The 23,975-nt window shown below is 66.9% G+C and carries 19 protein-coding genes and 2 pseudogenes; 16 read left to right on the plus strand and 5 right to left on the minus strand.

The features are described 5' to 3' along the window. Positions 1-78: 78 nt before the first annotated feature. Positions 79-813, minus strand: a complete 735-nt coding sequence (locus ACTB72_RS10850; RefSeq protein ID WP_463037012.1) for a glutathione S-transferase family protein — start codon at positions 811-813, stop codon at positions 79-81. Continuing rightward, a complete protein-coding gene (locus tag ACTB72_RS10855) occupies positions 810-1,802 on the minus strand; it encodes a quinone oxidoreductase family protein (RefSeq protein ID WP_463037013.1) in 993 nt (330 codons plus the stop codon). Before ACTB72_RS10855 ends, ACTB72_RS10850 begins: the two co-directional genes overlap by 4 nt. A 151-nt stretch (positions 1,803-1,953) precedes the next feature. Here ACTB72_RS10855 and ACTB72_RS10860 point away from each other — a divergent pair, with 151 nt between their 5' ends. From ACTB72_RS10860 to ACTB72_RS10880, 5 genes are all read left to right on the plus strand, one after another. Continuing rightward, positions 1,954-2,634 carry a GntR family transcriptional regulator gene (locus tag ACTB72_RS10860; protein WP_463037014.1) on the plus strand — a complete coding sequence of 227 codons (681 nt, stop codon included), beginning with the start codon at positions 1,954-1,956 and terminating at the stop codon, positions 2,632-2,634. Positions 2,635-2,741: 107 nt separating this feature from the next. After that, positions 2,742-3,845, plus strand: coding sequence for an ABC transporter substrate-binding protein (locus ACTB72_RS10865; RefSeq protein WP_463037015.1), 1,104 nt, complete (start codon positions 2,742-2,744; stop codon positions 3,843-3,845). Between the two features lie 28 nt (positions 3,846-3,873). Continuing rightward, positions 3,874-5,610, plus strand: coding sequence for an ABC transporter permease (locus ACTB72_RS10870; protein WP_463037016.1), 1,737 nt, complete (start codon positions 3,874-3,876; stop codon positions 5,608-5,610). After that, complete coding sequence (locus ACTB72_RS10875; protein ID WP_463037017.1) at positions 5,610-6,734, plus strand: ABC transporter ATP-binding protein; 1,125 nt, start codon at positions 5,610-5,612, stop codon at positions 6,732-6,734. Before ACTB72_RS10870 ends, ACTB72_RS10875 begins: the two co-directional genes overlap by 1 nt. After that, entirely contained in the window at positions 6,731-7,912 is a 1,182-nt protein-coding gene (locus tag ACTB72_RS10880) for a CaiB/BaiF CoA transferase family protein (RefSeq protein ID WP_463037018.1), read from the plus strand. The genes ACTB72_RS10875 and ACTB72_RS10880 overlap by 4 nt, the downstream gene beginning before the upstream one ends. A 45-nt stretch (positions 7,913-7,957) precedes the next feature. Here the strand turns inward: ACTB72_RS10880 and yghU are convergent, their stop codons facing one another. Further along, a complete protein-coding gene (gene yghU / locus ACTB72_RS10885; protein ID WP_463037019.1) occupies positions 7,958-8,806 on the minus strand; it encodes a glutathione-dependent disulfide-bond oxidoreductase in 849 nt (282 codons plus the stop codon). A gap of 136 nt (positions 8,807-8,942) precedes the next feature. On the opposite strand from yghU, the gene ACTB72_RS10890 reads away from it, so the two are divergent. From ACTB72_RS10890 to ACTB72_RS10940, 11 genes and pseudogenes are all read left to right on the plus strand, one after another. Beyond that, positions 8,943-9,332: an Arm DNA-binding domain-containing protein gene (locus ACTB72_RS10890; protein ID WP_463037030.1), complete on the plus strand. Its 390-nt coding sequence runs from the start codon at positions 8,943-8,945 to the stop codon at positions 9,330-9,332. A gap of 354 nt (positions 9,333-9,686) precedes the next feature. Continuing rightward, a pseudogene (locus tag ACTB72_RS10895) lies at positions 9,687-9,806 on the plus strand (IS3 family transposase); the annotation flags it as partial. Positions 9,807-10,002: 196 nt separating this feature from the next. Continuing rightward, positions 10,003-10,848 (plus strand): arsenate reductase/protein-tyrosine-phosphatase family protein, encoded by an 846-nt coding sequence (locus tag ACTB72_RS10900; protein WP_463037020.1) that lies wholly within the window; start codon positions 10,003-10,005, stop codon positions 10,846-10,848. Continuing rightward, positions 10,845-11,843, plus strand: coding sequence for an ArsJ-associated glyceraldehyde-3-phosphate dehydrogenase (locus tag ACTB72_RS10905; RefSeq protein WP_463037021.1), 999 nt, complete (start codon positions 10,845-10,847; stop codon positions 11,841-11,843). Before ACTB72_RS10900 ends, ACTB72_RS10905 begins: the two co-directional genes overlap by 4 nt. Further along, complete coding sequence (gene arsJ / locus ACTB72_RS10910; protein ID WP_463037022.1) at positions 11,840-13,108, plus strand: organoarsenical effux MFS transporter ArsJ; 1,269 nt, start codon at positions 11,840-11,842, stop codon at positions 13,106-13,108. Before ACTB72_RS10905 ends, arsJ begins: the two co-directional genes overlap by 4 nt. 253 nt (positions 13,109-13,361) lie before the next feature. After that, a pseudogene (locus tag ACTB72_RS10915) lies at positions 13,362-13,568 on the plus strand (transposase); the annotation flags it as partial. A 715-nt stretch (positions 13,569-14,283) separates the two neighbouring features. Further along, entirely contained in the window at positions 14,284-15,438 is a 1,155-nt protein-coding gene (locus ACTB72_RS10920) for a tyrosine-type recombinase/integrase (RefSeq protein WP_463037023.1), read from the plus strand. Positions 15,439-15,820: 382 nt separating this feature from the next. Beyond that, the gene (locus ACTB72_RS10925; RefSeq protein ID WP_463037024.1) at positions 15,821-17,257 is read left to right on the plus strand and encodes a hypothetical protein; all 1,437 of its coding nucleotides are present in this window, start codon (positions 15,821-15,823) and stop codon (positions 17,255-17,257) included. After that, on the plus strand, positions 17,257-18,063 hold the full coding sequence (locus tag ACTB72_RS10930; protein ID WP_463037025.1) for a hypothetical protein: 807 nt from the start codon (positions 17,257-17,259) through the stop codon (positions 18,061-18,063). The genes ACTB72_RS10925 and ACTB72_RS10930 overlap by 1 nt, the downstream gene beginning before the upstream one ends. Before the next feature lie 27 nt (positions 18,064-18,090). Then, entirely contained in the window at positions 18,091-19,893 is a 1,803-nt protein-coding gene (locus ACTB72_RS10935; protein ID WP_463037026.1) for a hypothetical protein, read from the plus strand. Positions 19,894-19,976: 83 nt separating this feature from the next. Further along, positions 19,977-21,488, plus strand: a complete 1,512-nt coding sequence (locus tag ACTB72_RS10940) for an OmpA family protein (protein WP_463037027.1) — start codon at positions 19,977-19,979, stop codon at positions 21,486-21,488. An 81-nt stretch (positions 21,489-21,569) separates the two neighbouring features. On the opposite strand, the gene ACTB72_RS10945 is transcribed toward ACTB72_RS10940, so the two are convergent. Next, entirely contained in the window at positions 21,570-22,754 is a 1,185-nt protein-coding gene (locus tag ACTB72_RS10945; RefSeq protein ID WP_463037028.1) for a GIY-YIG nuclease family protein, read from the minus strand. Continuing rightward, the coding region (locus ACTB72_RS10950; RefSeq protein WP_463037029.1) for a DEAD/DEAH box helicase at positions 22,747-23,975 on the minus strand (1,229 nt) is incomplete at its 5' end. The genes ACTB72_RS10950 and ACTB72_RS10945, both read right to left, overlap by 8 nt.

Consider the following 23,975-nt stretch of genomic DNA (forward strand, 5'->3'; position numbering starts at 1 on the left):
CGACGCTCTTCCGATCTCGCGCGGGCGCCACGGCGCGAGGGGCGCCGCGGCCGACGCGCGGCTCCCGCCTTCGGGCCCTCAGACGAACGGTCCGAAATCGGCGCGGGAATAGGCGGGGCGGGCTTGCAGCGCCGCCCACCATGCGGCGACGCCGGGGCGGCGGGCGGGGTCCATCTCGTCGGGCGCGATCTCCTCGTCGATGCGCCGCACGAAGGGCGCCACCGCGATGTCGGCGAGCGAATAGGCCCCGCCGATCAGCCAGCCGCCCGAGCCCTTGGCGGCGATCATCCCCTCCATCTCGTCCAGCAGACCCACGAGGGCGGCGCGGGACTCCGCCAGCTCGTCTTCCGTGTAGGGTTTCCGGGCGACCCTCAGCCAGGCCTCCTTCCGCTCGGCGCTGGGGATGCGGTCGAGCATCTCCTGCAACTGCGCATCGGTCATCGCCTCGGCTTTCTTCTGCAACTGGTGGCGCCAATTGAAGCGGATCAGGTTGCCGATCAGCCCGTCCACATGGCGCACCCAGTTGCGCATCAGCGCGAGGTCATAGGGATCCGCCGGCAGCAGGGGCGGGTCGGGGAACACCGCGTCGAGATATTCGCACATCACCCCGCTTTCATGCAGCGGCCGCCCGTCATGGACCATCGAAGGCACCACGCCGAGCGGGTTGATCGCGAGATATTCGGCCGAGTGCTGCTGCTGGCGCGAGAGGTCGATGACATGGCCCTCATAGGCCACCCCCTTCTCCTCCAGAAACAGCCGCACCCGACGCGAGGCGCTGGATTTCGGCGAGTGATAAAGCACCAGCCCCATCATGCGCCCTCCGGAACCAGAACCACCGGCGCGGGCAGGCCGCGGCCCGCCAGCAGTCGGTGCGCCTCGGCGGCCTCGGAAAGCAACATACGTTGGGAAATCGGGGTGTCGATCTTGCCGGTGGCCAGCGCCGCGAAAAGCGCCGCGGCGGCGGCGCGCAGCTCGTCCGGGTCGGCGATCCAGCTGCGCAGGGTGGGGCGCGTCACCACGATGGATTTCGAGTGCAGGCGCTGCAGGTCGAATTCGCCGACATTGCCCGAGGCGGTGCCGTAGCTGACCACCATCCCCCGCACCCGGACGCAGTCGAGCGACTTGAGAAACGCGGCCTTGCCGATCCCGTCATAGATCACGTCGGCGCCGCGCCCCTCGGTCAGTTCCATCACGCGGGGGCCGAAATCCTCGGCGTTGTAGTCGATGGCGGCGTCGTAGCCGTGGGCGAGCGCCACCGGCATCTTCGCCGCGCCCCCCACCGTCCCGATCATCCGGGCGCCCAGCATCGCCCCCCATTGGCCGAGCAGCAGGCCCATGCCCCCCGCCGCCGCATGCACCACCGCCGTCACCCCCGGCCCCACCGGGCGCAGCCGGCGCAGCAGGTATTCCGCGGTCAGCCCGCGCAGCAGATAGGCGCCCGCGACCTCGTCCGAAACGTCGTCCGGGATCTCCACCAGCCGCGAGGCCGGGACCAGCGTGTGGCCTGCATAGGAGGCGGGGCCGACATAGCCGACCCGGGCGCCCACCGCCGGGCCGTCGGCCCCCGGCCCCAGCGCCTCGACCACGCCCGCCGCGGTGTGGCCCATGGGGATCGGAAACGGCTTGGCGGAATGCGGTCCGCCATGGTCGCCCTCCCGCTCGTAGATGTCGGCGTATTGCACGCCGATGGCGGTGTTGCGCACCAACGCCTCGCCGGGGCCGGGGGCGGGGATCTGCACCGCCTCCAGCCGCATCACGTCGGGCCCGCCATGGGCATGTATCCGGATCGCCTGGGTTTTCATGTCGGGTCCTCCCCCTTGTTCTGCGTGCAGCATGGAATCCGCCATCCGCATACGCAAGATGCCATCAATGAACACCGATGACTCTTTTCGAGTCCACAAGACGCCCCGTACCCCGCATAATGTCCTCGAATCGAATGGGAGACGGCGACGCATGATCCGGGCGAGCGACCAGGTGCGCGAACAGGTGGAACGGGAGATCGGCAGCGGCGCGCTGCGGCCGGGCGACACCATCGACGAACGGTCCCTGTCCACGCGGTTCGACGTGTCGCGGACGCCGGCGCGGGAGGCGATCCTGCAGCTCGCCGCCGCCGGACTGGTGCGGATGAGCCCACGTCGCGGCGCCGTGGTGGCGGGCGCCAGCGCCGACGAGGCCATCGCGATGATGGAGACGCTGGCGGCGCTGGAGGCCGAGGCCGCCTCGCTCGCCGCCCGCCGGATGCCGCAGGACGAGCGCCGGGCGCTGGAGCAGGCGCATCTCGACAGCCGCCCCGCGGCGCTGGAGCAGGACTCGAAAGCCTATATCGAGGCCAACGCCGGCTTTCATGAATGCGTATACGCAGGCGCGCGCAATCCATACCTGTCGGACCTGATCCGCCAGACCCGTCTGCGCATGGCGTTCTACCACGCCTCCAGCCTCTACCAGCGCGCCCGGGTGATCCGGTCCTGGGACGAGCACGGGGCGGTGGTCGCCGCGATCCTGGCGGGCGACCCCGACGCCGCGGGCGCCGCGATGCGCGACCACATCCTGTCGGGCGGCCGGGTCTACGCCGATCTGGTGGCGGCGCTGGGCCGCGACGCGCGACGGCGGGAAGACGCCGCCGCCGCGGACTGACCCCTCCGCCCGTCGCGGATGGGACGAAGCCGCCCGGGCGAAGTCGGGGGGGCGCATAAAAATCGCGTCCGGCGAAAAGTCGGCGCAAGGGAGGAGAGGAAATCCACATGACGAAAGATCGCCGCGACGACGCGCTCGACGATGACATCCAGCGCCTGATCTCGGGCCGCTTCGGCCGCCGCGCCTTCGTGGTCGGGGGCGCCGCCTTCGCCGCGGCGGCGGTGTTGCGCCCGGGCGGGGCGCGCGCCGCGGGCACGATCGAGGGGCTCTACGAAACCGCCAGGCCGGAGGGCGAAGTCACCTGGTACGTGGTCCCCTATTCCTCCGAAACCGCCGAGAAGGTCGGCGCCGCCTTCACCGAAGCGTTCCCCGGCATCAAGGTGAACGTGGTCCGCTCCACCGCTTCCGTGGCCTGGCAGCGGCTCAACCAGGACATCGATTCCGGCGTGCACAGCTGCGACGTGCTCACCACCTCGAACGTGGCCCACGCCGCCGACCTGAAGGGCAGGGGGTTGCTCGCCTCCTACACGCCCATCCGCAAGGAGGAGGTGATCGCGTCCTTCCGCGACGCCGATCCGGACGAGGCGTGGCTGACCACCGGGGCCGGGCCGATGTGCATCGTCTACAACACCGACAAGGTGTCCGAGGCCGACGCGCCGAAGAACTGGCCGGACCTGCTCGACCCCAAATGGAAGGGAAAGGTCGCCATCGGGCATCCCGGCTTTTCGGGCTATGTCGGCATCTGGGCGGTGAAGATGCGCGAGCTCTACGGCTGGGACTTCTTCGAGAAGATGGAGGCGCAGGAGCCCCATATCGGCCGCTCCTCCATCGACGTGGTGACCGCCTGCACCTCGGGCGAGGCCTGGGTGGGCGCGGGGCCGGCGGCGTCGTCGCTGATCTCGGCCTCCAAGGGCAACCCGATCGCCAACGTCTACCCCACCGACGGCACCGTCATCATCACTTCGGCCACCTGCATCATGCAGGATGCGCCGCACCCGGAGGCCGCGCGGCTTTTCGTCGAGCATCTGCTGGGGGTGGAGAACGCCGAGCTGATCGCCTCGGAATTCTCGACCCCGATCCGCCCGGGCGTGGCGCTGATGCCCGGCGTGAAATCGCTCGACGAGATCCCGGTGATCCAGGCGACGCTCGAGCAGATCCAGACCGAGGTCAAAGAGGTCGCCGAGCAGTTCCGCGACACGTTCGGCATCTGATGGGCGCGCATCTGACGGGAGGCGCCTGATGGCGACCCAGACCGACACCGATATCGAAGCCTCGGCGCGCGTGCGCCGGGGCTGGAAGCCGCCGCGGATCGACCGCAGCCTGATCCTGTGGATCGGGCTGGCGGCGCTGCTGATCTTCCTGGTGGTGAACCCGCTGTCGCGCCTGTTCATCGACGGGTTCTCGGACCCCAAGACCGGGGCTTTCACCCTGGGGAATTTCGCCGAGATCATCGGGCGCGACCGCTACCTGACCGCCTACTGGCATACGCTGCAACTGGCCTTCGCCACGGTGGGCCTGTCGATGGCGATGGCGCTGCCGATGGCCTGGGCGGTGTCGCGCACCGACATTCCGGGGCGCGAGTGGTTCCGCTACGGGGTGATCGGGGCGTTCATCATGCCGCCGTTTCTGGGGGCCATCGGCTGGATGCTGCTGGCCGGGCCCAACGCCGGCTGGCTCAACCAGGCCTGGCGGGGGATCACCGGGGGCGAGGGCGAGCTGTTCGACATCTTCTCGTTCTGGGGGCTCGCCTTCGTCATCGCGCTCAACGTGTTTCCACTGATCTTCATCTTCGCCACCTCGGCGATGGACCTGATAAGCTCCGAGATGGAGGAGGCCGCCGCCATCCACGGCGCCGGCCCGATGCGGGCCACCTGGGCGGTGACCCTGCCCCTCGCGCTGCCCGCGATCCTGGGCGCGGGGATGCTGGTGTTCCTGGAGACCATCGCGCTTTACGGGACGCCGGCGCTGATCGCCATTCCGGCGCGCTTCAACGTGGCGACCACCCAGCTGACCACATTTTTCGAATATCCCGCGCGGATCGAGCTCGCCATGGCGTTCTCCACGCCGCTGGTGCTGATCACGGTGGTCATGCTGGTCGCCCAGCGGCTGATGCTGCGCGGCGGGCATGTGGCGGTCGGCGGCAAGGGCGGGGCGCGCCAGCCGCTGAGGATCGGACGCTGGCGCTGGCTGCTGGTGGGCCACGGGATCGCGGTCAGCCTGATGGCGGTGGTGTTCCCGGCGCTGATGCTGGTGGCGACCTCCTTCTCCATCGCCTGGGCAAGGGCGCCGAGCTGGGAGAACCTGACGCTCGCCAATTACCGGGCGGTGCTGTTCGAGCAGGCGACGGTGCGCGAGGCGATGTGGAACACGGTCAGCTATGCGCTGGTCTCCGCCACGCTCTGCACCGCGCTCGGCTTCGTCACCGCCTATCTGGTGATCCGCAGGCTGCTGCCGTTCTCGGGGGGGCTCGCCTTCCTCGCGGTCGCGCCGGTGGCGGTGCCGGGCATCGTGCTGGCGGTGTGTTTCTACGCAGCCTATGCCGGTCCGCCGATGTCGCTCTACGGTTCCGGCGCGCTGGTGATCATGGCCTTCGTCACCCGCTTCCTGCCCATCGCCTTCGTGGCCTGCGCGTCGGGGGTGCGTTCGCTCAACCCCGAGCTGGAGGAGGCGGTGCGCATCCACGGCGGCTCCACCCTGCGCGCTTTGCGCGAGGTGGTGGCGCCGGTGCTCAAGAAATCGCTGCTGGGGGTGTGGATCCTGGTCTTCGTCATCTGCTCGCGGGAGCTTTCGACGGCCATGTTCCTGACCAGCCACAACAATCGCGTGATCTCGATCCTCACGCTCGACATGTCCGAACAGGGGCATTTCGAGACGCTGGCCGCCATGGGCGTCGCCCTTCTGGTGGTCACCACCGCGGTGGTCGCCGTGGGGATGCGCCTGCTGGGCCGGGACTTCATGCTGCGCCGGAACGGATGATGACCAAGCTGATCCTGGACGGGCTGACCAAGGCCTATGGAAGTTTTCTTGCGGTCGACGGGGCGTCGCTGACCCTGCAGGATGGGGAATTCCTGTCGCTGCTGGGGCCTTCGGGCTGCGGCAAGACCACGACGCTGCGCATGATCGCGGGGTTCATCGCGCCGACCGCGGGGCGGATCGTGCTGGACGGGCGGGAGATATCCTCGCCTCAGGGCTCGCTGCCGCCCGAACGCCGCGACATGTCGATGATCTTCCAGAGCTACGCGATCTGGCCGAACATGACGGTCGCGCAGAATGTCGGCTTCGGGTTGCGGATGAAAAAATTGCCGACGGCGGAGGTGAAGGCGCGGACCCTGCGGATGCTGGAGGTGGTGCATCTCGACCATCTCGCCGACCGCTATCCGTCCGAGCTTTCGGGCGGCCAGCAGCAGCGTGTGGCGCTCGCCCGCGCCGTCGCCGTCCAGCCCAAGGTGATGCTGCTGGACGAGCCGCTCTCGAACCTCGACGCCAATCTGCGCGAGGAGATGCGCGGCGAGATCAAGCGGATGCACGACGAATTCGGCATCACCACGGTCTACGTCACCCATGACCAGGCCGAGGCGATGGCGATTTCGGATCGCATCGCCGTGGTCAACGCCGGCCGGATCGAGCAGGTGGACACGCCCTACGCCCTCTACGCCCGACCCCGCACCCGCTTCGCGGCGGAATTCATCGGACGCACCAACCTGATCGAGGGGCGCAGGTCCGCCGGTCAGCTGGACTTCGCCGGCTTCTCCGCGCCCGGGGCGGGGGCGGACGGCGCCGTGCTCGCTTCGGTCCGCCCCCAGAACCTCGGCCTCGCCCATCGCAACGGGGCGGGCGCGCCCGAGATCCCCGGCGTGATCCACATCCCCGCCCGGATCGGGGAGCGGGTGTTCCTCGGCGAGCGCTGGGACTACGGTCTGCAGCTGGAGACCGGCGGCCCGCCCCTGCGCGCCGCCGCCCCCGCCGAACAGGTGTTCGAGACCGGCGCCCCGGTCTGGGTCGCCATCGCGGCGGAACGCATCGTGCCCATCGAGGGCGACCCCCTCGTCGGCGGCATCGAGGGCGACCCCCTCGTCGGCGGCAAGGAGATCCGCGCATGAGCCTTCCCGGCGCGACCGGCCCGCTCGACAACTATCGTGTGCTGGACCTGACCCGCATCCGCTCCGGCCCCACCTGCGTGAAGCAGTTCGCCGACTGGGGCGCGGACGTGGTGAAGATCGAACCGCCCGACGACGCCTCCGGCTATGCCGACCGGGCGTCCTCGGATTTCCAGAACCTGCATCGCAACAAGCGCTCGCTGACCCTGAACCTGAAGGCGGACGAGGGGCGCGAGATCCTCCTGCGCCTCGCGGACGGCGCCGACGTGCTGGTGGAGAATTTCCGCCCCGGCGTGATGGACCGGCTGGGACTGGGGTGGGAGGCGCTGCATGCCCGCAATCCGCGGCTGGTGATGGGCTCGATCTCCGGCTTCGGCCAGACCGGGCCTTATGCGACGCGGCCGGGCTTCGACCAGGTGGCGCAGGGCATGGGCGGGCTGATGTCGATCACCGGTCTGCCGGGGCAAGGGCCGGTGCGGGCCGGGATCGCGGTCGCCGACATCGGGGCCGGGCTCTTCTGCGCCATGGGCATCCTGATGGCGCTGCTGGATCGCGGGCGGACCGGCGAGGGGGCCTGGATCCAGTCGAGCCTTCTGCAATCCCAGGTGGCGCTGCTGGATTTCCAGGCGGCGCGCTGGCTGATCGACGGCAAGGTGCCCGGGCAGGCGGGCAACGACCACCCCACCGCGACGCCGATGGGGGTCTACCCGACCTCCGACGGGGCGATGAACATCGCGGCCAGCGGCGACCGCATGTGGCGGGCGTTCTGCACGATCATCGGGCGCGACGACCTCGCCGACGATCCCCGCTACGCCACGCCGCGCAATAGGCTCGCCAACCGGGCGGAGCTGAACGCGCTGATCTGCGCGATCACCTCGACCCGCACGGCGGCGGATCTGACCGAGGCGTTCCTCGCCGCCGGCATCCCCTGCGGCCCGATCAACGCCATCGACCAGGTTTTCGAGGACCCGCAGGTGCGGCATCTGGGGCTGGTGGGGGAGGTCACGCATCCCGAGCGCGGGACGTTGAAAGTGCTGAACCAGCCGATCCACGTTTCGGGCGCCGAGGCGGTGCTGCATTCGCCCACCCCCGAGGCGGGGCAGCATACCGACCAGGTGCTCGGCGAACTGGGGCTGAGCGCCGAGGACATCGCCGGGCTGCGCGCCCGCGGCGTGGCCTGATCGTCCCGTCCCGCCCGGGGACGCCCCCGGGCGGGACGGCGTCGCTCATGTCTTGTCGAAATCGGCGGCGCTGTGACGCTCGGCCATCTGCTCGGCCTCGTCGCCCATCACCCGGTTGACCCGCCGGCCGCGCTTGGTGGCCGGGCGCGCCCAGATCTCGTCCGCCCAGCGGTTGACGTTCTTGTAGTCCTCCACCGCCAGGAACTTGCCCGCGCCGTAGAGCAGGCCCTTGGCGAGCTGCCCGTACCAGGGATAGGTCGCCATGTCGGCGATGGTATAGTCGTCGCCCGCGAGGAACCTGCGCTCCGCCAGCTGCCGGTCCAGCACGTCGAGCTGGCGCTTGACCTCCATGGCGAAGCGGTTGATCGGGTATTCCCATTTCTCGGGCGCGTAGGCGTAGAAATGCCCGAAGCCGCCGCCAAGATAGGGGGCCGAGCCCTGCAGCCAGAACAGCCAGTTCAACGTCTCGGTCCGCGCGGGGCCGGAGGCGGGCAGGAACGCCCCGAATTTTTCGGCCAGATGCATCAGGATCGAGGCGCTCTCGAACACCCGCACCGGCTCGGGGCCCGAACGGTCGACCATGGCGGGGATCTTGGAATTCGGGTTGATCTCGACGAAGCCCGAGCCGAACTGGTCGCCGTCGCCGATCTTGATCAGCCAGGCGTCGTATTCGGCGCCGGTGTGGCCGGCTTCCAGCAGCTCCTCGAACATCATCGTCACCTTCACCCCGTTGGGGGTGGCCAGCGAATAGAGCTGGAACGGGTGCTCGCCGACGGGCAGGGGCTTTTCGCTGGTGGCGCCGGCGATGGGCCGGTTGATCGAGGCGAAGCGGCCGCCGCTCTCCCGGTCCCAGGTCCAGACTTCGGGGGGCGTGTATTCGGCTGTGTCCGTCATGTGTCGCGTCTTTCCTTGGGGCGCGGACCGTGGCCGGGAGCCGGCCTGCGGCGCGGGGGGGAAGGGGGGCGAGCCGTCGGCCCGCCTGTCGCCTTGGGCGAAACTCTCATCGGGACGCCGAGGCTTGTCCACCCGCATGGTGAACCGCGCGGGGTTTTCCGGAGGCGGATTTTCGTTAGGCGTTCGGTCCCGTGACGAGGGGGTCGGGACGGCCAAGGGCCTCGGCCTGCGCATCACGCGCGCGGGCGCAAAGGCTTTTGTGCTCGACTATTATGTCGACGGCCGAAGACGACGGATGACTTTAGGGCAAGTCGGCGCGCTTTCGTTGGAGAAGGCCCGTGCCAAGGCATTTGAGTTGGGCAGTCGGCCAAAGACGGTGCGGACCCGTTGCAGGAGCGGCGCGAGCGACGGACGTTGCCCACGGTTGCGGACGCGCTGGATCGCTTCGAGGCGGAGTATATCCCGCGTCGCGAGGCGCTTGGGCGAATGGCGTCTGCAACGGCGACGGAATGCCGCCGCCAGATAGCGCGACACCTGCGCCCGGCGCTGGGCCCGCTGCGGGTCCAGGATGTGACCCGTCGCGATATCGAACGGATGCTCGAATCCTCCCCTGTCGACGGCCGCAAACGTGCTCGGGGAAAGACGCTGACGGGAGCGCCGGCGCCGCCGGTCTCGGCGAACCGCCTGCTGGCGCTCTGCTCCAAGCTGTTCCGGCTTTGCGAGGATTGGGGCTGGCGACCGCAGCACAGCAATCCCGCGCGCGGCATAGAGAAGGCCGTTGAGGAAGCGCGGGACCGAACGCTCACCGGGTCTGAGTTGGCGGCGTTGGGCGAGCGCCTGTCGACCATGCGCGCGAAGGAAGGGGCGATCCTGGCGATCCGGCTTCCCGAGGTCGATTCGGGTCGGTCAGGGCAGCGAATTCGTCTCGCGCGTCCTGGATCTGCGGGCCTATCGGCACGGCGTGATCCTGGACGTCTCGCGGCCAGGCAACACCACTAACTTATCAGCGAGGGCGTGAAGGGGGCAGGGTCAGCGGATGGCGGAAGAGCCGGCCCTGCTGCCCGAGGGGACGGCGACTGCGGAGATGCTGAGCGACCAGGCCGTGATGCGGGAGCAGGCGCGAAACTGCTCGTGAAATTTTTGCGACGACGCCGCCGGAAGATTGCCTGAAACCATATTTCTGATATTTATGAAATATGGAAGAAATGATCCCCTCCCGCCTGTCCATCCTCGGCCATCCGCAGCGGCTGGCCGTCTTCCGGCTCCTCATGCGCCGGTACCCGGACCGCGTGCCCGCCGGAGAACTGGCGGAGGCGCTGGACCTCAAGGCGTCGACCCTTTCGGCATACCTTTCGGCCCTGAGCCAGGCCGGGCTGGTCTCGCAGGAGCGTGTGGGGACTTCACTGCGCTACCAGATCGCCATGACGGAGGTGCGGCGCACCTTCGACTACCTGCTCCTCGATTGCTGTCGCGGTCGGCCGGAGTTCTGTTTCCCCGTCTCTTTCCCCTCCGCCAGAGGAAACCCGCCCATGTCCGACCAGAAGTACAAGGTGCTCTTCATCTGCACCGGCAATTCCGCCCGCTCGATCTTCGCGGAGTCGATCCTCCGGAAGGAGGCGGGCGACCGCTTCGAGGCCTATTCCGCCGGCACCCGGCCGCGGTCGGAGCTCAACCCCTTCGCGCTCGACGTGCTGGCGCAGAAGGGCCACGACATCTCGGTCCTGCGCGCCAAGAACCTCGCCGAGTTCCAGGGCGAGCACGCGCCGAAGTTCGACTTCGTGTTCACGGTCTGCAACCAGGCCGCGAACGAGGAATGCCCGGCCTGGACGGGCCAGCCGGTGAGCGCCCACTGGGGCATGCCGGATCCCGTGAAGGCCGAAGGGACCGATGCGCACAAGAGCCTCGCCTTTCATCAGGCCTACGGGGCTCTGCACAACCGGATCAAGGCCTTCGCGGCGCTGCCGATCGCCTCGCTGGATCGCCTCTCGCTCCAGAAGGCGGTGGACGATATCGGCCAGGCCGGCGCCGGTGCGCGCATATGACCGTCTACGCCCTCAACGGCCTCGGCCGGATCGGCAAGCTGGCGCTCAAGCTTCTTCTCGAGCGCAGCGCGCGGATCGCCTGGATCAACGACGCGGTCGGCGATCCGGCCATGCATGCGCATCTGCTGGAATTCGACACGGTGCATGGCCGATGGGGCGCCGCGTTCGACCATGACGCCGAAAGCGTGACCGTCGACGGGGTCCGGCTGCCGTTCATGGGCGTGCGGGACCTGTCGGCGCTGCCGCTGGACGGGGTGGATGTGGTCATCGACTGCACCGGCGTCTTCAAGACCGAGGAAAAGCTCGCGCCCTATTTCGACGCGGGTGTGAAAAAGGTGGTGGTCTCGGCTCCGGTCAAGGACGGCGGCGCGGCCAACATCGTCTACGGCGTCAACCACGATATCTACGATCCTTCGGCGCACCGGATCGTCACGGCGGCCAGCTGCACGACGAATTGTCTCGCGCCGGTGGTGAAGGTCATCCACGAGGCGATCGGCATTCGCCACGGATCGATCACCACGATTCACGACGTCACCAACACCCAGACCATCGTGGACCGCCCCTCCAAGGACCTGCGCCGCGCGCGCTCGGCGCTGAACAGCCTGATCCCCACCACCACGGGCAGCGCCGCTGCGATCACGCTGATCTATCCCGAGCTGAAAGGCCGCCTGAACGGCCATGCGGTGCGCGTGCCGCTCCTGAACGCCTCGATCACCGACTGCGTCTTCGAGGTGGAGAGGCCGACGACCGTCGACGAGGTGAACGCGCTCTTCAAGGCCGCCGCCGAGGGGCCGCTCAAGGGCATCCTGGGCTACGAGGAGCGCCCGCTGGTGTCGGCAGACTACACCAACGACCCAAGGTCGAGCATCGTGGACGCCCCCTCGACCATGGTCGTGAACGGCACGCAGGTGAAGATCTACGCCTGGTACGACAATGAGATGGGCTATGCGCACCGCCTCGTCGATGTGGCACTGATGGTGGGGGCGTCGCTGTGAGCCAGCGTCCCGAGGGCCTCTCCGCCTACATCGCCGTCACGGCCGCCTACTGGGCGTTCATGCTGACGGACGGCGCGCTTCGGATGCTGGTGCTGCTGCACTTCCACACGCTTGGCTTCACGCCGGTGCAGCTCGCCTACCTCTTCGTGCTCTACGAGATCGCCGGAATGGCGACGAACCTTTCCGCCGGCTGGATCGCGGCGCGCTTCGGGCTGACCTCGACGCTTTACGCAGGTCTCGGGCTTCAGGTGGTTGCGCTGATCGCGCTGGCGCAGCTCGACCCGGACTGGGCCATCGGCCTTTCGGTCGCGTTCGTCATGGTTGTGCAAGGCGCGAGCGGGGTGGCGAAGGACCTCGCCAAGATGTCCTCGAAGTCGGCGGTGAAGATCCTCGCGCCGACCGAGAATGGCGGCCTCTTCCGATGGGTGGCGATCCTCACCGGCTCGAAGAACGCGGTGAAGGGGCTGGGTTTCCTGCTTGGCGCCGGGCTCCTCGCCACGGTCGGCTTCGCCTTCGCTGTTCTCGCGATGGCGGCCGTCCTGGCGGCGATCCTCGCGGCGGTGCTGATCGCCATGCCGCCGGGCCTGCCCCGGGGCCGGAAGGGCGTGAAGTTCTCCGAGGTTTTCTCCAAATCCGCCAACGTCAACTGGCTGTCGGCCGCGCGGGTGTTCCTGTTCGGCGCCCGTGACGTGTGGTTCGTCGTCGGCATCCCGATCTACTTCTACGCCGTGCTGTCCGACGGGACGGAAGACGGCGACCGCGTCGCCTTCTTCTTGATCGGCGCCTTCATGGCGCTCTGGATCATCCTTTATGGCGCTGTGCAGGCCTTGGCGCCGAAGCTCCTGAGCGCGGCCAGGACGCCGGAGCGGGATCTCGTCGACAAGGCGCGCCGCTGGGCCTGGATGCTGGCCGCGATCCCGGCGGCGCTGACCGCGGCGGCGCTTGTCTCGGCCCAGCCGCAGCCTTGGCTCACCGCCACGCTGGTGGCTGGTCTGCTCATCTTCGGCGCGGTCTTCGCGGTGAATTCCGCGCTCCACTCGTACCTCATCCTCGCCTTCACGAAGGTCGAGCGCGTGACGATGGATGTGGGCTTCTACTACATGGCCAATGCCGGCGGGCGGCTTCTCGGGACGGTCCTGTCCGGGCTTGCCTATCAGGTGGGCGGCCTCGCCTTGATGCTCGGAACGGCGACGGCCATGGTCGTTCTCTCCGCACTGGCGTCCGGTCGGCTCAGTCCCGAGCCCCCGGAGGCCGCACCGGAATGAGCGTATTCGAGCGCGAGCTGACCGTCTGGATTGCCTTTGCGATGCTGGCCGGCATCGCGATCGGAACCGCAGCCCTGCATTGGCAGAGGCGGTCGTCGCCGCCGAGGTGGCCAGCGCAAACCTCGTCATCGCCGTGCTCATCTGGGCGATGGTCTGCCCGATGATGGTCGGTGTGGTCCCGCACAGCCTGCAGGACGTCGTGAAGCAGCCGAAGGGCCTCGCCATCACGCTCGCCGTCAACTGGCTGACCATGGTCGCGCCCTTCCTGATCGGCGGGCCGATCAACGGCGCGACGTTCGAGACCTATGTCGAACGCGGGCTGGTCCCGGACCTGCGGCCAGGCGACATCGTCGTGATGGACAACCTCTCCAGCCATAAGAGGCCGAGGGTCCGCGCCCTGATCGAGGCCGCCGGCGCGGCGCGGCGCTTCCTTCCGCCGTCCAGCCCCGAGTTCAACCCGATCCAGGCCGATGATGCCGACCTCTTTCATGGGCGACCTCCTCGTAGCGGTGCTTCAACACCCGCCACCTTGGCTCACCAAATGCCGCCGGGGGGCGTCCACCCCATCGCTTACACTTCAACTCGATCGAGAACGCCTTCTCGAAGCGCAACGCGCTGCTCCGAAATATCGCCGCGAGGATACGCGACACGCTCTGGCTCGCCGTCTGAGCTGCGCTCGATGCCTTTGACCCGAACGAATGCCGGAACTTCTGCACTGCAGCAGGCTATGTCTCCGAGTGATGAGAATATGCTCTAAAGGTCCACCGCAGTCCCTCGGCCAAATCCGCGACTGCACAGTATAGCCTGCTCGGCTCTACGCGAAATCCGAATGTCGCGTGACCGGAGGTTCGAGTATGGATCACTCGCGAAAAGCTAGGGCGTTGTCGTGACACAGCAGTGACGCGTACGCGCTGCGCTACCTGACAATTTCATCTAAGATATTGAAAAAATTGGTGAGCGGGGTGGGTATCGAACCCACGACCAGCTGATTAAAAGTCGGCGGTGCGTATTTTCTGGGCACTTCGATCCGGTTCGCGTTTCCGCGTTATCATCCTATAAATACACGAAAAATATGATGACATGGCTTCGCTGCTTCCCTTTCGCCTCTTGCGATTTCTCCCCATCCCGCTTACCTCCTGCTTACCCCGCGCTTACCGCGCCGCAGGGAGGCAAGCATGGCGACCCGCAAGCTCACCCGCACCATCGTCGAGCGTATCGAGCCCGGCCCCCGCGAGATCGTGGTCTGGGATGAGGCGCTCCCGGGCTTCGGCCTGCGGGTGAAGCCCAGCGGCGTGCGCAGCTACATCGTCCAGTATCGCCACCGCGTCACCGGCGAGTCCCGCCGCGCCACCATCGGCCGCCACGGCCCGCTCCTCAGCTTCGACCAGGCCAAAAAGCAGGCCCGGGCGTTGCTGACCGACGCCATGCGCGGCGGCGACCCCGTCGCGGACCGCGCCGCCACTCGCGCCGCCCCCACCATGAGCGACCTCTGCGACGACTACCTCTCCCGCCACGCCATTCCCAACAAGCGCCCCAACAGCATCCGCAACGACCGCTCGCTGATCGACCGCTTCATCCTTCCCAAACTCGGACGCCGGAAGGTCGCCGAGGTCACCCGGCGCGAGGTCGAGGACCTGCGGGCCGCCCTCGCCGACCGCCCTTACCAGGCCAACCGGCTGCTGGCGCTGGTCTCGAAGATGTTCAGCCTCGCCATGTCCTGGGGCTGGCGGGCCGATAACCCGGCCAAGGGCATCGCCCGCAATCCGGAGGAGAAGCGCGACCGCTGGCTCAGCGAGGCCGAACTCGCCCGCCTCTGGGACGCGCTGGAACGTCACCCCAACCGCCGCGCCGCCGGCGCCGCGCAGTTGCAGGTCCTGACCGGCGCGCGGCTGGGCGAGGTGCTGGGCGCCCGGGTCGGCGACTTCGACCTCGATCGCGGCGTCTGGACCAAGCCCTCGCACCAGACCAAGCAGAAGCGGACCGAGCACGTCCCGCTGAGCGCCCCCGCCGCCGACCTGCTGCTCCGGTTAACCGAGGGCCGCAACGATCCGACCGGTTGGCTCTTCCCCGGCAATGTCGAGGGCCAGCCGTTGCGCGAGATCAAGCGGTTCTGGACCTCGCTGTTGGAGATGGCCGAGATCCGCGACTACCGCCGCCACGACAACCGCCACACCTTCGCCTCGCACCTGGTGTCGTCGGGGCTGAGCCTGGAGATCGTAGGGCGGCTGCTGGGGCATACCTCTGCGGAGACGACGAAGCGGTATGCGCATCTGGCGGACGGGGCGCTGAGGGATGCGGCGGAGCGCTTCGGGCGAAAGTTGTCGGACTGAAGACCTATGTAGTCAGCCAAGGCGCACTCGTGTCGATCGGCAGACGCTGCGACCGTGGGGCATTCGCAGATCGATTAGCCGTTGATCTCTGATTATTGGTATAGTGTCAAAATAACTTGGAGATGTCGCCCGCAATTTCATTGCTCCGCTAGGCGGCCTACATGGCGTCGCGTCGCTACAAGCCGTATGTAGGTCCAGATAGGGCCAAGCAGTTGACCGATTCTTCCCATGACCAGAGGAAGGCAGTTCCCCGCCACGCGACCGATAGCTGCTCCCTCTTGCCGTCAATCAAGCTTGGGATGTATTAACCGTTTGTTAATGAATTGAGACTCGCCCCGCGATGCTCGCGCGCGACGACACCATATGCACGAAGCGAGGCCGCATGTTCTCGGCTATCAAGGGGCTGGCCAAGGGCGCGAAGAGCAACAGCTTCGCACCTGGCGATTCCGTCTTCCCCGATCTGGAGATCGAGACCTTGGCGTCTCGCCTGAAGCCAGCGGCGCTGGGCGCAAGTCGCGGCGCCGACGATCTGCCCGCCACCGAGGTTGCCGGACTTGATCAGGTCGAGTCCGAGATCGTCGGCGAGGTCGACAAGCACCGGCGCCGCGGGCTCAACACCTATGACGAGCATATGCAGGTCTACGCGCAACGCCTCGCGCGGGCCGTCGATGCGCGCGCTCGGATCGAGGCGGAGGCCTCCACCGCGCGCACCAACTTTGAGACCAGCGCCCAGATCTGGGAGAACCGTCTCGCCAACGAAAGCGCAAACTTGGAGCAGAGGCGCGCGGAATACGACGCCTTCCGCCGACGGCATCGACTGACGGAGCGTGGCGCCGTCGAGCCCTCTCATTTCGTGCTCACGATCGGGTTGTTCGCCTTCATGTTCCTGGGCGAGGGGGGCGCGAACGCCTATTTCTTCGCGAACAGCAACGCCTTGGGCTGGATCGGCGGCGCCAGCACCGCTTTCGCGATCTCGCTGGTCAATGTCGGCTTCTGCACGCTCTTCGGATTTTTCAGCCGGTGGCTCGTGCATCGCAACTACCTTGGAAAGCTCGCCGGCCTAGTGTCGCTCGTGCTGTTTCTCGCCTTTCTCGTCGGCTTCAATCTTGCGGTCGGTCATTTTCGCGACGCGGCCGATGGCCGCCCGTGGGACGAGGCCACGGTCGCCGCTCTGGCCACGTTCCAGATATCGCCCTTTGTGCTCCAGAGCATCGAGTCCTGGCTGCTGGTCGGGGTTGGTGGGTTCGTCTCGATCATCTGCTTCTGGAAAGGCTTCCGTCTCGACGACCCGTATCCCGGGTTCGGTCGCGTTCACCGCGCGCTGCGCGCAGCTCGGCATGCCTATTCAGACAACGTCGAGACCGCGCATGAGGAACTTCTAGATAAGCGCGATGATGCCAAGCGCGATCTGGAGAACGCCGGCGACATAGCCCGCACCGAGATCAACGACACCGTGCATGTCGCCTACGCGCGGCAAGGCCTTACCGGCAACCGGGACGCTTTTCTGAACCACTGCGAAGAAACGGCGAACGCGCTGCTGCGGATGTATCGCGAGGCCAATGCCCGAGCGCGCAGCACCCCCGCCCCGGCACAGTTTTCGCAGACATACAAGTTCCCCGGCATCAAGGACCTCCATGAGGCCGACGCGCAGCAAACCCGGGCGAAAGACGCCGTCGCGCGGATCGAGACCGCCGTCGAAGACGCCGTGAAGCAGATTTTCGACGCCTATGACCTTGCCTGCCGCTCGCATGCGCGGGTCAGCGATATCGAGGCGGGCGCGGCAGCGGCGCAGAGCCGTGCATCCGGGGAGGCCGCCTGATGGCGCGGAGCAGGCGTCGCCGCGGCCGTCGTGGCGAAATGACTCAGAAGATTCTGGGGGGGCTTCTGCTGGCCGCAGCGGTGCTGGGACTAGGAGCGTTCGTCTATCTCCGCGCGACGGCGGAGTCGGAGAACCTCGACGAGACCACGCTGTGCCCCAGGGAGGGGCCCGTCAGCCAGATGCTGGTGGTCGTGGACATGACCGATCCGGTGCAACCCGGCCAGCTCGCCGCGGCACGGGCCCTGATCGACAAACGTATTGCCGAAGCGGCCCCCGGGACGAGGATCTCGCTGGCCCTGATCAGCCCAGATCCCAACCTGAAGGGTCGCATTGCCTTTTCGCTTTGCAAGCCGCGCTCCGGCGCCGAAGCCAGTCAGCTTTCTGAGAACCCTGGGCAGATCGAGGCCCGTTACCGTGACGGCTTCCAGAAGCCGCTGGCGCAACAACTTGAAGCGATGCTGTCATCGGCAGGCGCCGAAAGCTCCCCGATCATGGAGTCGCTGCAAGCTGCTGTTTCCACGGCGCCTGGCTTCCTGACGTTCGAGGGGCCGCGCAGCGTGGTCCTGTTTTCGGACCTCATGCAGCATGGCGAGCTGATGAGCTTCTACCGCGGCGACGACTGGCGCAGCTTCCAGATGTCCGGCGCCGCCGCACGCTTCGCCCGTTCGCTGAGCGGCGCTGACGTTGTCCTGCTCCGCATCCCACGTCCCCGCGCGCCAGCGAAGAACGTGGACGATTTCTGGAGCCGATATTTCGACGCGCAAGGTGTCGCGAAGATCGAAGTTCATTCCATCGGCGACCTCTGAGGTCGCCGGCCGATTAAAGGGGCCAGCATGGCCAACGCCTCTCGAGCCCGCCGCATTCACGGAGTGTCGGCCCGCGACCTGTTCGACAAGCTCGCCCTGATGGTAGCCGCCGTCGGCGGCGTTACGGGTGGCATCGTCCTGAAGACCTTGGACTTTCCGCCGGTCATGCCCGCTCTGTTCTCGGCCGGGGTGCTCTTGGTCTATGTGTTCGCCACGTGGCTTGTCGGTCGCCTCCGGCTCGAGCCGGAAGCGATCGGAGACAATTGCTACTACCTCGGCTTTATCTTCACCTTGGCCAGTCTCGCCTATACGCTGCACGGAATTGCAGGCTCACCCGAGAACACGAAGCTGGTCACCGACATCGTCTCGGGCTTCGGCATCGCGCTCAGCTCCACCATTGTCGGCGTGATCCTGCGGCTCTTCTTGCTCCAGTTCCGACCGGACATGGTGGCGAAAGACCGCGAGACACGCATCGCGCTCAGCGACGCGACCCGGGACTTTCGAACGGCGCTTGGCCAGAGCACCACCGACCTCAAGCAGTTCGCGGTGGAGATCGAGCAGAAGCTGACCGAACATCATGCGGTCCTCATTATCGAGTCCACCAAGTCCCTTGCAGCGCATCGGGCGGCGATCGAGGCGGAAGCGCGCCGCAGCACCGAGGCGCTTCACAAGGCGACGGCGGACGCGGTGACCAAGGCCTTGGGCGCCGTGGAAGACATGACGAAGCGGATCGCCGAGCAGTCGGAGACCACGACGCGCGAGTCCGCCGAGCGCACGCGCGCGACCCTCGAAGGCTTCGCGCACGATCTGACCGAGGCCCTCGCCCAATTGACGGATCGGATGGCGGAACTCGCGGAGGAAGGCGTCGCGGCCGGGCAGACCTTGCAAGACGGTCTGCGCGACGTTCGAAGCTCGACGGACCGCTTCCGGAAAGCGATGGAGCGGCTCTCGGCGGATGTTGAAAGCGCGGCGCCGGCTATCGAAGGCTCGGCGAAACGCGCCGCCAGCGCGATGGAAGCCGCGTCGTTGACCTATGCGGGTCAGCTGGAAACCGTCGCGACCCGGCTCTCTTCCAATCATGCCGCCGAGACCATGGAAGTCGCCTCGGCGACCTTTGCGACCCGGATCGACGCCGCTGCGAGCAAGCTCTCTTCCAACCGCGGCGTCGAGACCATGGAAGCCGCCGCGACGGCCTTCGCGACCCGGATCGACGCCGCTGCGAGCAAGCTCTCCTCCAATCGCGCCGCCGAGACCCTGGAGGCCGCCTCGACGGCCTTCGCGACCCGGATGGAAGCCGTTGCGAGCAGGCTCTCCGCCAACCGCTTCGAAGAGGTTTTCGAGGGTCACGACGCCCGCCTTGCGGACATTGCGAAGCTGATCAAGGACTCGGCGCGGCTGGCGGAGGAAAGCCTGACCATGACGAGAGAAGTCGGCGGGCGGTCCGAGAAAGCCTTGGAGGCCTTCGAGCGTGCCGTCGCCAAGCTCGGGGCGCTTCGGCCGCCCTTGCAGCCCGCGACGGTCGCCGCCCCCCAGGCCAACGCCGAGCCGGTCGCCGAGCCCGCACCCGTAGTCACACCTTTGCGTTCGGTTGCGCCGCCGTCCCCGGCAGTCGTTCCCAGCGGATCGCCTGCGCCTGCGCCTGACGCCGAGAAGCCAGTGGCCAACCCGGCGCTCAAGGACGAGAGGTCATCTCCTGACACGGCCGTGGATACGCTTGCCACGCCGTCTGAGGATGATTCGACCCGCGTCGAGCAAGCCCCAGCCAACCCGCCCGTAGAGCAGCCGAAGCCGGCGCCCAAATCCGGCTTCTTCGGCTGGGGTCGTCGATGAGCCTCCGGCCCGGCCCGCATGACGGCGACAGCTCGCAATATCGCCGAGGCGCCCTGATGGGGTTCACGGTGGCGGAGAGCTTCATGCTCATAGCCTTCGCGCTTCTGCTGCTGCTTATGGTGTGGCGGTTCGCCGAGGCGGAGCGCACCCGCGTGTTGGAGCTTCTGACCCCGGCTCAGCTTGTCTCGGTCAGCGAGGCGGCAACCGACGGCGTTCTCGGCGATCTCCTGAACCTCCGCGACGTCCCGAAGAAGGACTTGACCGCCTTGGCCTCCGGCGCCGCCGTCGTGCCGCAGGCTCGCGTGAAAACTCTGGAGGATGCCAGCCGCCTGGTCGCGGAGGAAGAGATCCGCCTGCTAGCGGAAGCCGCAACGAAAATGCCACCGGACCTGCGCCGCCGCCTCACGGACATGGTTCGGCTCGAGGACTACCGCGATTTGCTGGAGCGACTCGAGGCGCTTGATGCCTTGGAGCAGATGCCAGCGGTCAAGGAAGCGCTCAAAGACCTATCAAGCAAAGGTCGAGATCAGCTTGAGGCTCTGAGCAAGCGCGCTCCGCTCAGCGAATGGGCGCAAGCCTTGTCCGAGGGTAAATCGCCGGCAGAGGTCGCAAAGGCGATCGCGCTCGCGGAGCAGATGGCTGCGGATCGCGACACTGTCGGGGGGATCGAGCGCGCGGTAGCGGAGCGCATCCGTGCTCGGACCGGCCGGCTCGTCGCGGAAATGGGCGGGGAGATCACCGAGAGCGGCGATGTCATCCTGCCGGACGCGCTGCTGTTCGCGGCCGGCAAGGCGACCCTCACGCCCGAGATGGGGACGTTCCTCGACAGGTTCTGTCGACCCTGGTTCGAGATCCTTCACGAAGCCGGAGATTCCTTGTCTTCCGTGCAGATCGAAGGGCATGCCTCGTCGGAATGGCAGGATCTCGCGCCGCAGTCCGCATATCTTCAGAACCTCGGCCTGAGTCAGGCTCGCGCCCGAGCCGTCTTCGCACATTGTCTGGAAGCGGTCGGTGGGGATGCGATCGGCGCCTGGGCGCGCGACAGGCTCGCGGCCGTCGGCTACTCCTCCGCGCGACGGATCGTGGTGGACGGCGTTGAGGACCATGCGCGTTCACGCAGGGTCGTTTTCAACATAGACGCCGACAAGACATCATTCCTCGAGCGTTTCGACGCGGCCAAGTCCGGTGGCGGCGTCGGGCCAAGCGATCTCGGTACAAAGCTTCTCGGCGACAAGGCGGAGAACCTTTCGGACATCGTCACGCACGTTCGCGATGGTGACACGATCGTCGTGGGCACGACGCCTTTGCGGCTATCCGGGCTTCATGCCCCCGAGCTGAATGAGCAAGGTGGCCCCCAGGCCGCCGACGCCATGCGCAAGCTCGTCGAGGGCGAACGCGTAGACTGCCGGCTGACGGGCGAACGCTCTTTCGACAGGCTGGTCGCAGTCTGCGAGCACGAAGGCGTCGACCTCGCGGAGACTTTGATCAGCATAGGGCTAGCTCGGGATTGTCCGCGCTTCTCCCACGGCCGCTATGCAGCCTTCGAACAGAAAGCCGCCCTGAAATTCGTGCTTCCCGACTACTGTCAAGAATGATCACGTCTATTGGGTAAATAATTTCTTGCAGAATTCTGTATAGTTTACGCCCCGCGTGGCCTCCCGTTTGTGAGCGCCTATCTACGCCCGACGGACTAATTCCGCTTCTCTAGGGTTGTAGACAAACTGCTGGATCGTTCCGTTTCTTATTTGTTCTACAGCTTTATCGACTACAGGAAGTGGCACCAAGAACCACTCGCGCGGGACGACCGGCGTCCCGAAGCGATCCATGACTTCGATGTCCAGTCGTGCTGGGGCGAAGATGCGGTGGATCAGATTTTCCAGCTTGGTGCGATTGATGTTGAAGAGCTCGTAGGTCGCGACGATTTCGACCTCGGCCATCAGGAATGTCGGCTGGAGTCGAGCGCCTGCGATGCGCTTCTCAACGCTGAGGTTGGTCACACCGATCTTATGAACAAGATCACGGTTCTGCACTATCATCGGAAGGTCCGACTTGCTGCGTAGCACGTAGATCGTCCCGCTGGCTTCGTCGCCGTCGGCGCTGCTGTCCTCGAACAAGGGTCCAGCGGTGGACTCGGTGATCCGTCGACCGGCATCATCCTCGTTGAGCGCGCGCTGGAGCGACCGCATCAGCATGTTGCTCTCGGTGCCGTTGTCGAAGATCACCCGGAGCCGGGCGTCGCGGCGTCCCTGGGCGTTGGTGAATTCCTCGGCCTTCTCGGCGACATAAGCCTTTTGGCCGCCGACGATGAAGAACCGTCCGGGCTCGATGTCGGCCTTCAGTTCGAAGGGGCGCGTTTCGCGGATGCCGGCGGAGAGCTCCTTCTGGACCTGCTCGAAGATCGGCTTGAAACGATCGAAGTCCGGGCATCGCTGGCGGGTGGCGACGTCCTCCGCCGCGCGCTTCTCGGCGCTCGGGCGGACATGCCGGAGCGTGGTGATGCTGTCCGTCTCCGCGCCGGCGCCGGTGAGTTCGGCGAAAAGTTCGTCGACGTCGATCGCTTCGTCCTCGTCGTCGGGCGCCGGGTCATCGTCGGCCAGGAGGCGCTGGTGATCGAGAGGCTCCAGAAGCGAGCGGCATTCGTCCAGCATGCGAAGCCGATCCAGCCTGACCGCGTAGAGACGCTCGAAGATGTCGAGCTCGTCGCCATGCCGCGGCGCCCGGCCATGCTTGTCGACGAAGCGCTGGATCTCCTCGAAGCCGGCGATGATCCGCTCTTCCCGGGGCGACCGCTCGCCGGCCTTCTGAGGCTTGGCGAACTCGTCCAGTTCCGCGCGCAGGTCGTCGAGGTCCGGATCACTCATAACGTCCCTCATCCTTGAACCGCACGAAGGCTGTCGCGCCTTCGGCCATGCGGCGCTCCCAGGCGTCCGCCGAGGTCAGCGCCGGCATCCGACCGAGCTCCTTCTTGAACCGAAGCGCGCGGAGCGCAAGGTCCTTGGCCTCGTCTGGCGACAGCGTTGTGCGCTTGGCGGAGATGATCTCCGCGACCTGCTTCAGGCTCTCTTCACTCATGGTCTTCGCGAGGATGGAATAGGCCTCGCCGAACGGATTGATGTGGTCGATCAGGTCGATGTCGAGCTCGCGCACATCCATCGCGAACTTGCGAACCCCGTCGATCAGCGCCGTGCTGCCGCCACGCTCGGCCTCCTCGCCATCGGTGATGATCTTCTTCGCCTGCTGCGTGAGGTTCAGTGCGGCGATCGCGTGCTGGCGCACCGCCTCCTGATCCGCGGCGTCGAGCTCGGGATATTTGCCCTTGATGATCTTGCCCATGCGCACCTGGGTCAGTTCCTCCGGCACCATCTCCTCGTCGAACATGCCGCGCTCGATCGCAGTCCGGTCCTGGACGAAGGCGGTGATCACCTCGTTGAGGTCCTGCTGGCAGATCCGCTCGGCCTCCTTGGTCTTCGGCTGGGCGAGGCCCTTGATCTCGATCTGGAACTGGCCGCTTTCCTCGTTGAACCCGACATTCGTCTTGGCGGGATCGTATCCCCCCTCGCCATAGTCAAAACCCTCGACCGGGCCGCTCTGCGGGGTCTTGGGCGTGAAGTTGAAGCGGGGCGCGAGCACCTGCTCCATCAGCAGGCAGGCCGCGATCGCCTTGAGCGTGTCGTTGACCGCCTCGGTCACGGCCTCTTCGGAAGCGTCAGGCTCCGCGATCAGGTTGGTGAAGCGGGCGCGGACCTTGCCGGGCGCGTCGCGGGTGGCGCGGCCGATGATCTGGATCACCTCGGTCAGGCTCGCCCTATAGCCGACGGTCAGCGCGTGCTCGCACCAGATCCAGTCAAAGCCCTCCTTGGCCATGCCCAGCGCGATGATGATGTCCACATGATCGCGGTTGTTCTTTTGGGATGTGTCCTTCAGCGCGGTCGAGACCTTCTCCCGCCGTGCCGCATCGTCATCCACCAGATCCGCGATCCGCAGCACCCGACCATCCGCGGTCCGCACCAGCTGAAAGCCGGTCGCCGGATCGGCGCCCTGCCAGTCGCCCAGCTCCTCGATGATGTGCTCCACCTCCCGGA

The sequence above is a fragment of the Albimonas sp. genome, from assembly GCF_055129145.1.

Coding starts and splice junctions, on each gene's coding strand:
- ACTB72_RS10850 (WP_463037012.1), bottom strand. CDS start 813: ATGATGGGGCTGGTGCTTTATCACTCGCCGAAATCCAGCGCCTCGCGT.
- ACTB72_RS10855 (WP_463037013.1), bottom strand. CDS start 1,802: ATGAAAACCCAGGCGATCCGGATACATGCCCATGGCGGGCCCGACGTG.
- ACTB72_RS10860 (WP_463037014.1), top strand. CDS start 1,954: ATGATCCGGGCGAGCGACCAGGTGCGCGAACAGGTGGAACGGGAGATC.
- ACTB72_RS10865 (WP_463037015.1), top strand. CDS start 2,742: ATGACGAAAGATCGCCGCGACGACGCGCTCGACGATGACATCCAGCGC.
- ACTB72_RS10870 (WP_463037016.1), top strand. CDS start 3,874: ATGGCGACCCAGACCGACACCGATATCGAAGCCTCGGCGCGCGTGCGC.
- ACTB72_RS10875 (WP_463037017.1), top strand. CDS start 5,610: ATGACCAAGCTGATCCTGGACGGGCTGACCAAGGCCTATGGAAGTTTT.
- ACTB72_RS10880 (WP_463037018.1), top strand. CDS start 6,731: ATGAGCCTTCCCGGCGCGACCGGCCCGCTCGACAACTATCGTGTGCTG.
- yghU (WP_463037019.1), bottom strand. CDS start 8,806: ATGACGGACACAGCCGAATACACGCCCCCCGAAGTCTGGACCTGGGAC.
- ACTB72_RS10890 (WP_463037030.1), top strand. CDS start 8,943: ATGGTGAACCGCGCGGGGTTTTCCGGAGGCGGATTTTCGTTAGGCGTT.
- ACTB72_RS10900 (WP_463037020.1), top strand. CDS start 10,003: ATGGAAGAAATGATCCCCTCCCGCCTGTCCATCCTCGGCCATCCGCAG.
- ACTB72_RS10905 (WP_463037021.1), top strand. CDS start 10,845: ATGACCGTCTACGCCCTCAACGGCCTCGGCCGGATCGGCAAGCTGGCG.
- ACTB72_RS10920 (WP_463037023.1), top strand. CDS start 14,284: ATGGCGACCCGCAAGCTCACCCGCACCATCGTCGAGCGTATCGAGCCC.
- ACTB72_RS10925 (WP_463037024.1), top strand. CDS start 15,821: ATGTTCTCGGCTATCAAGGGGCTGGCCAAGGGCGCGAAGAGCAACAGC.
- ACTB72_RS10930 (WP_463037025.1), top strand. CDS start 17,257: ATGGCGCGGAGCAGGCGTCGCCGCGGCCGTCGTGGCGAAATGACTCAG.
- ACTB72_RS10935 (WP_463037026.1), top strand. CDS start 18,091: ATGGCCAACGCCTCTCGAGCCCGCCGCATTCACGGAGTGTCGGCCCGC.
- ACTB72_RS10940 (WP_463037027.1), top strand. CDS start 19,977: ATGCTCATAGCCTTCGCGCTTCTGCTGCTGCTTATGGTGTGGCGGTTC.
- ACTB72_RS10945 (WP_463037028.1), bottom strand. CDS start 22,754: ATGAGTGATCCGGACCTCGACGACCTGCGCGCGGAACTGGACGAGTTC.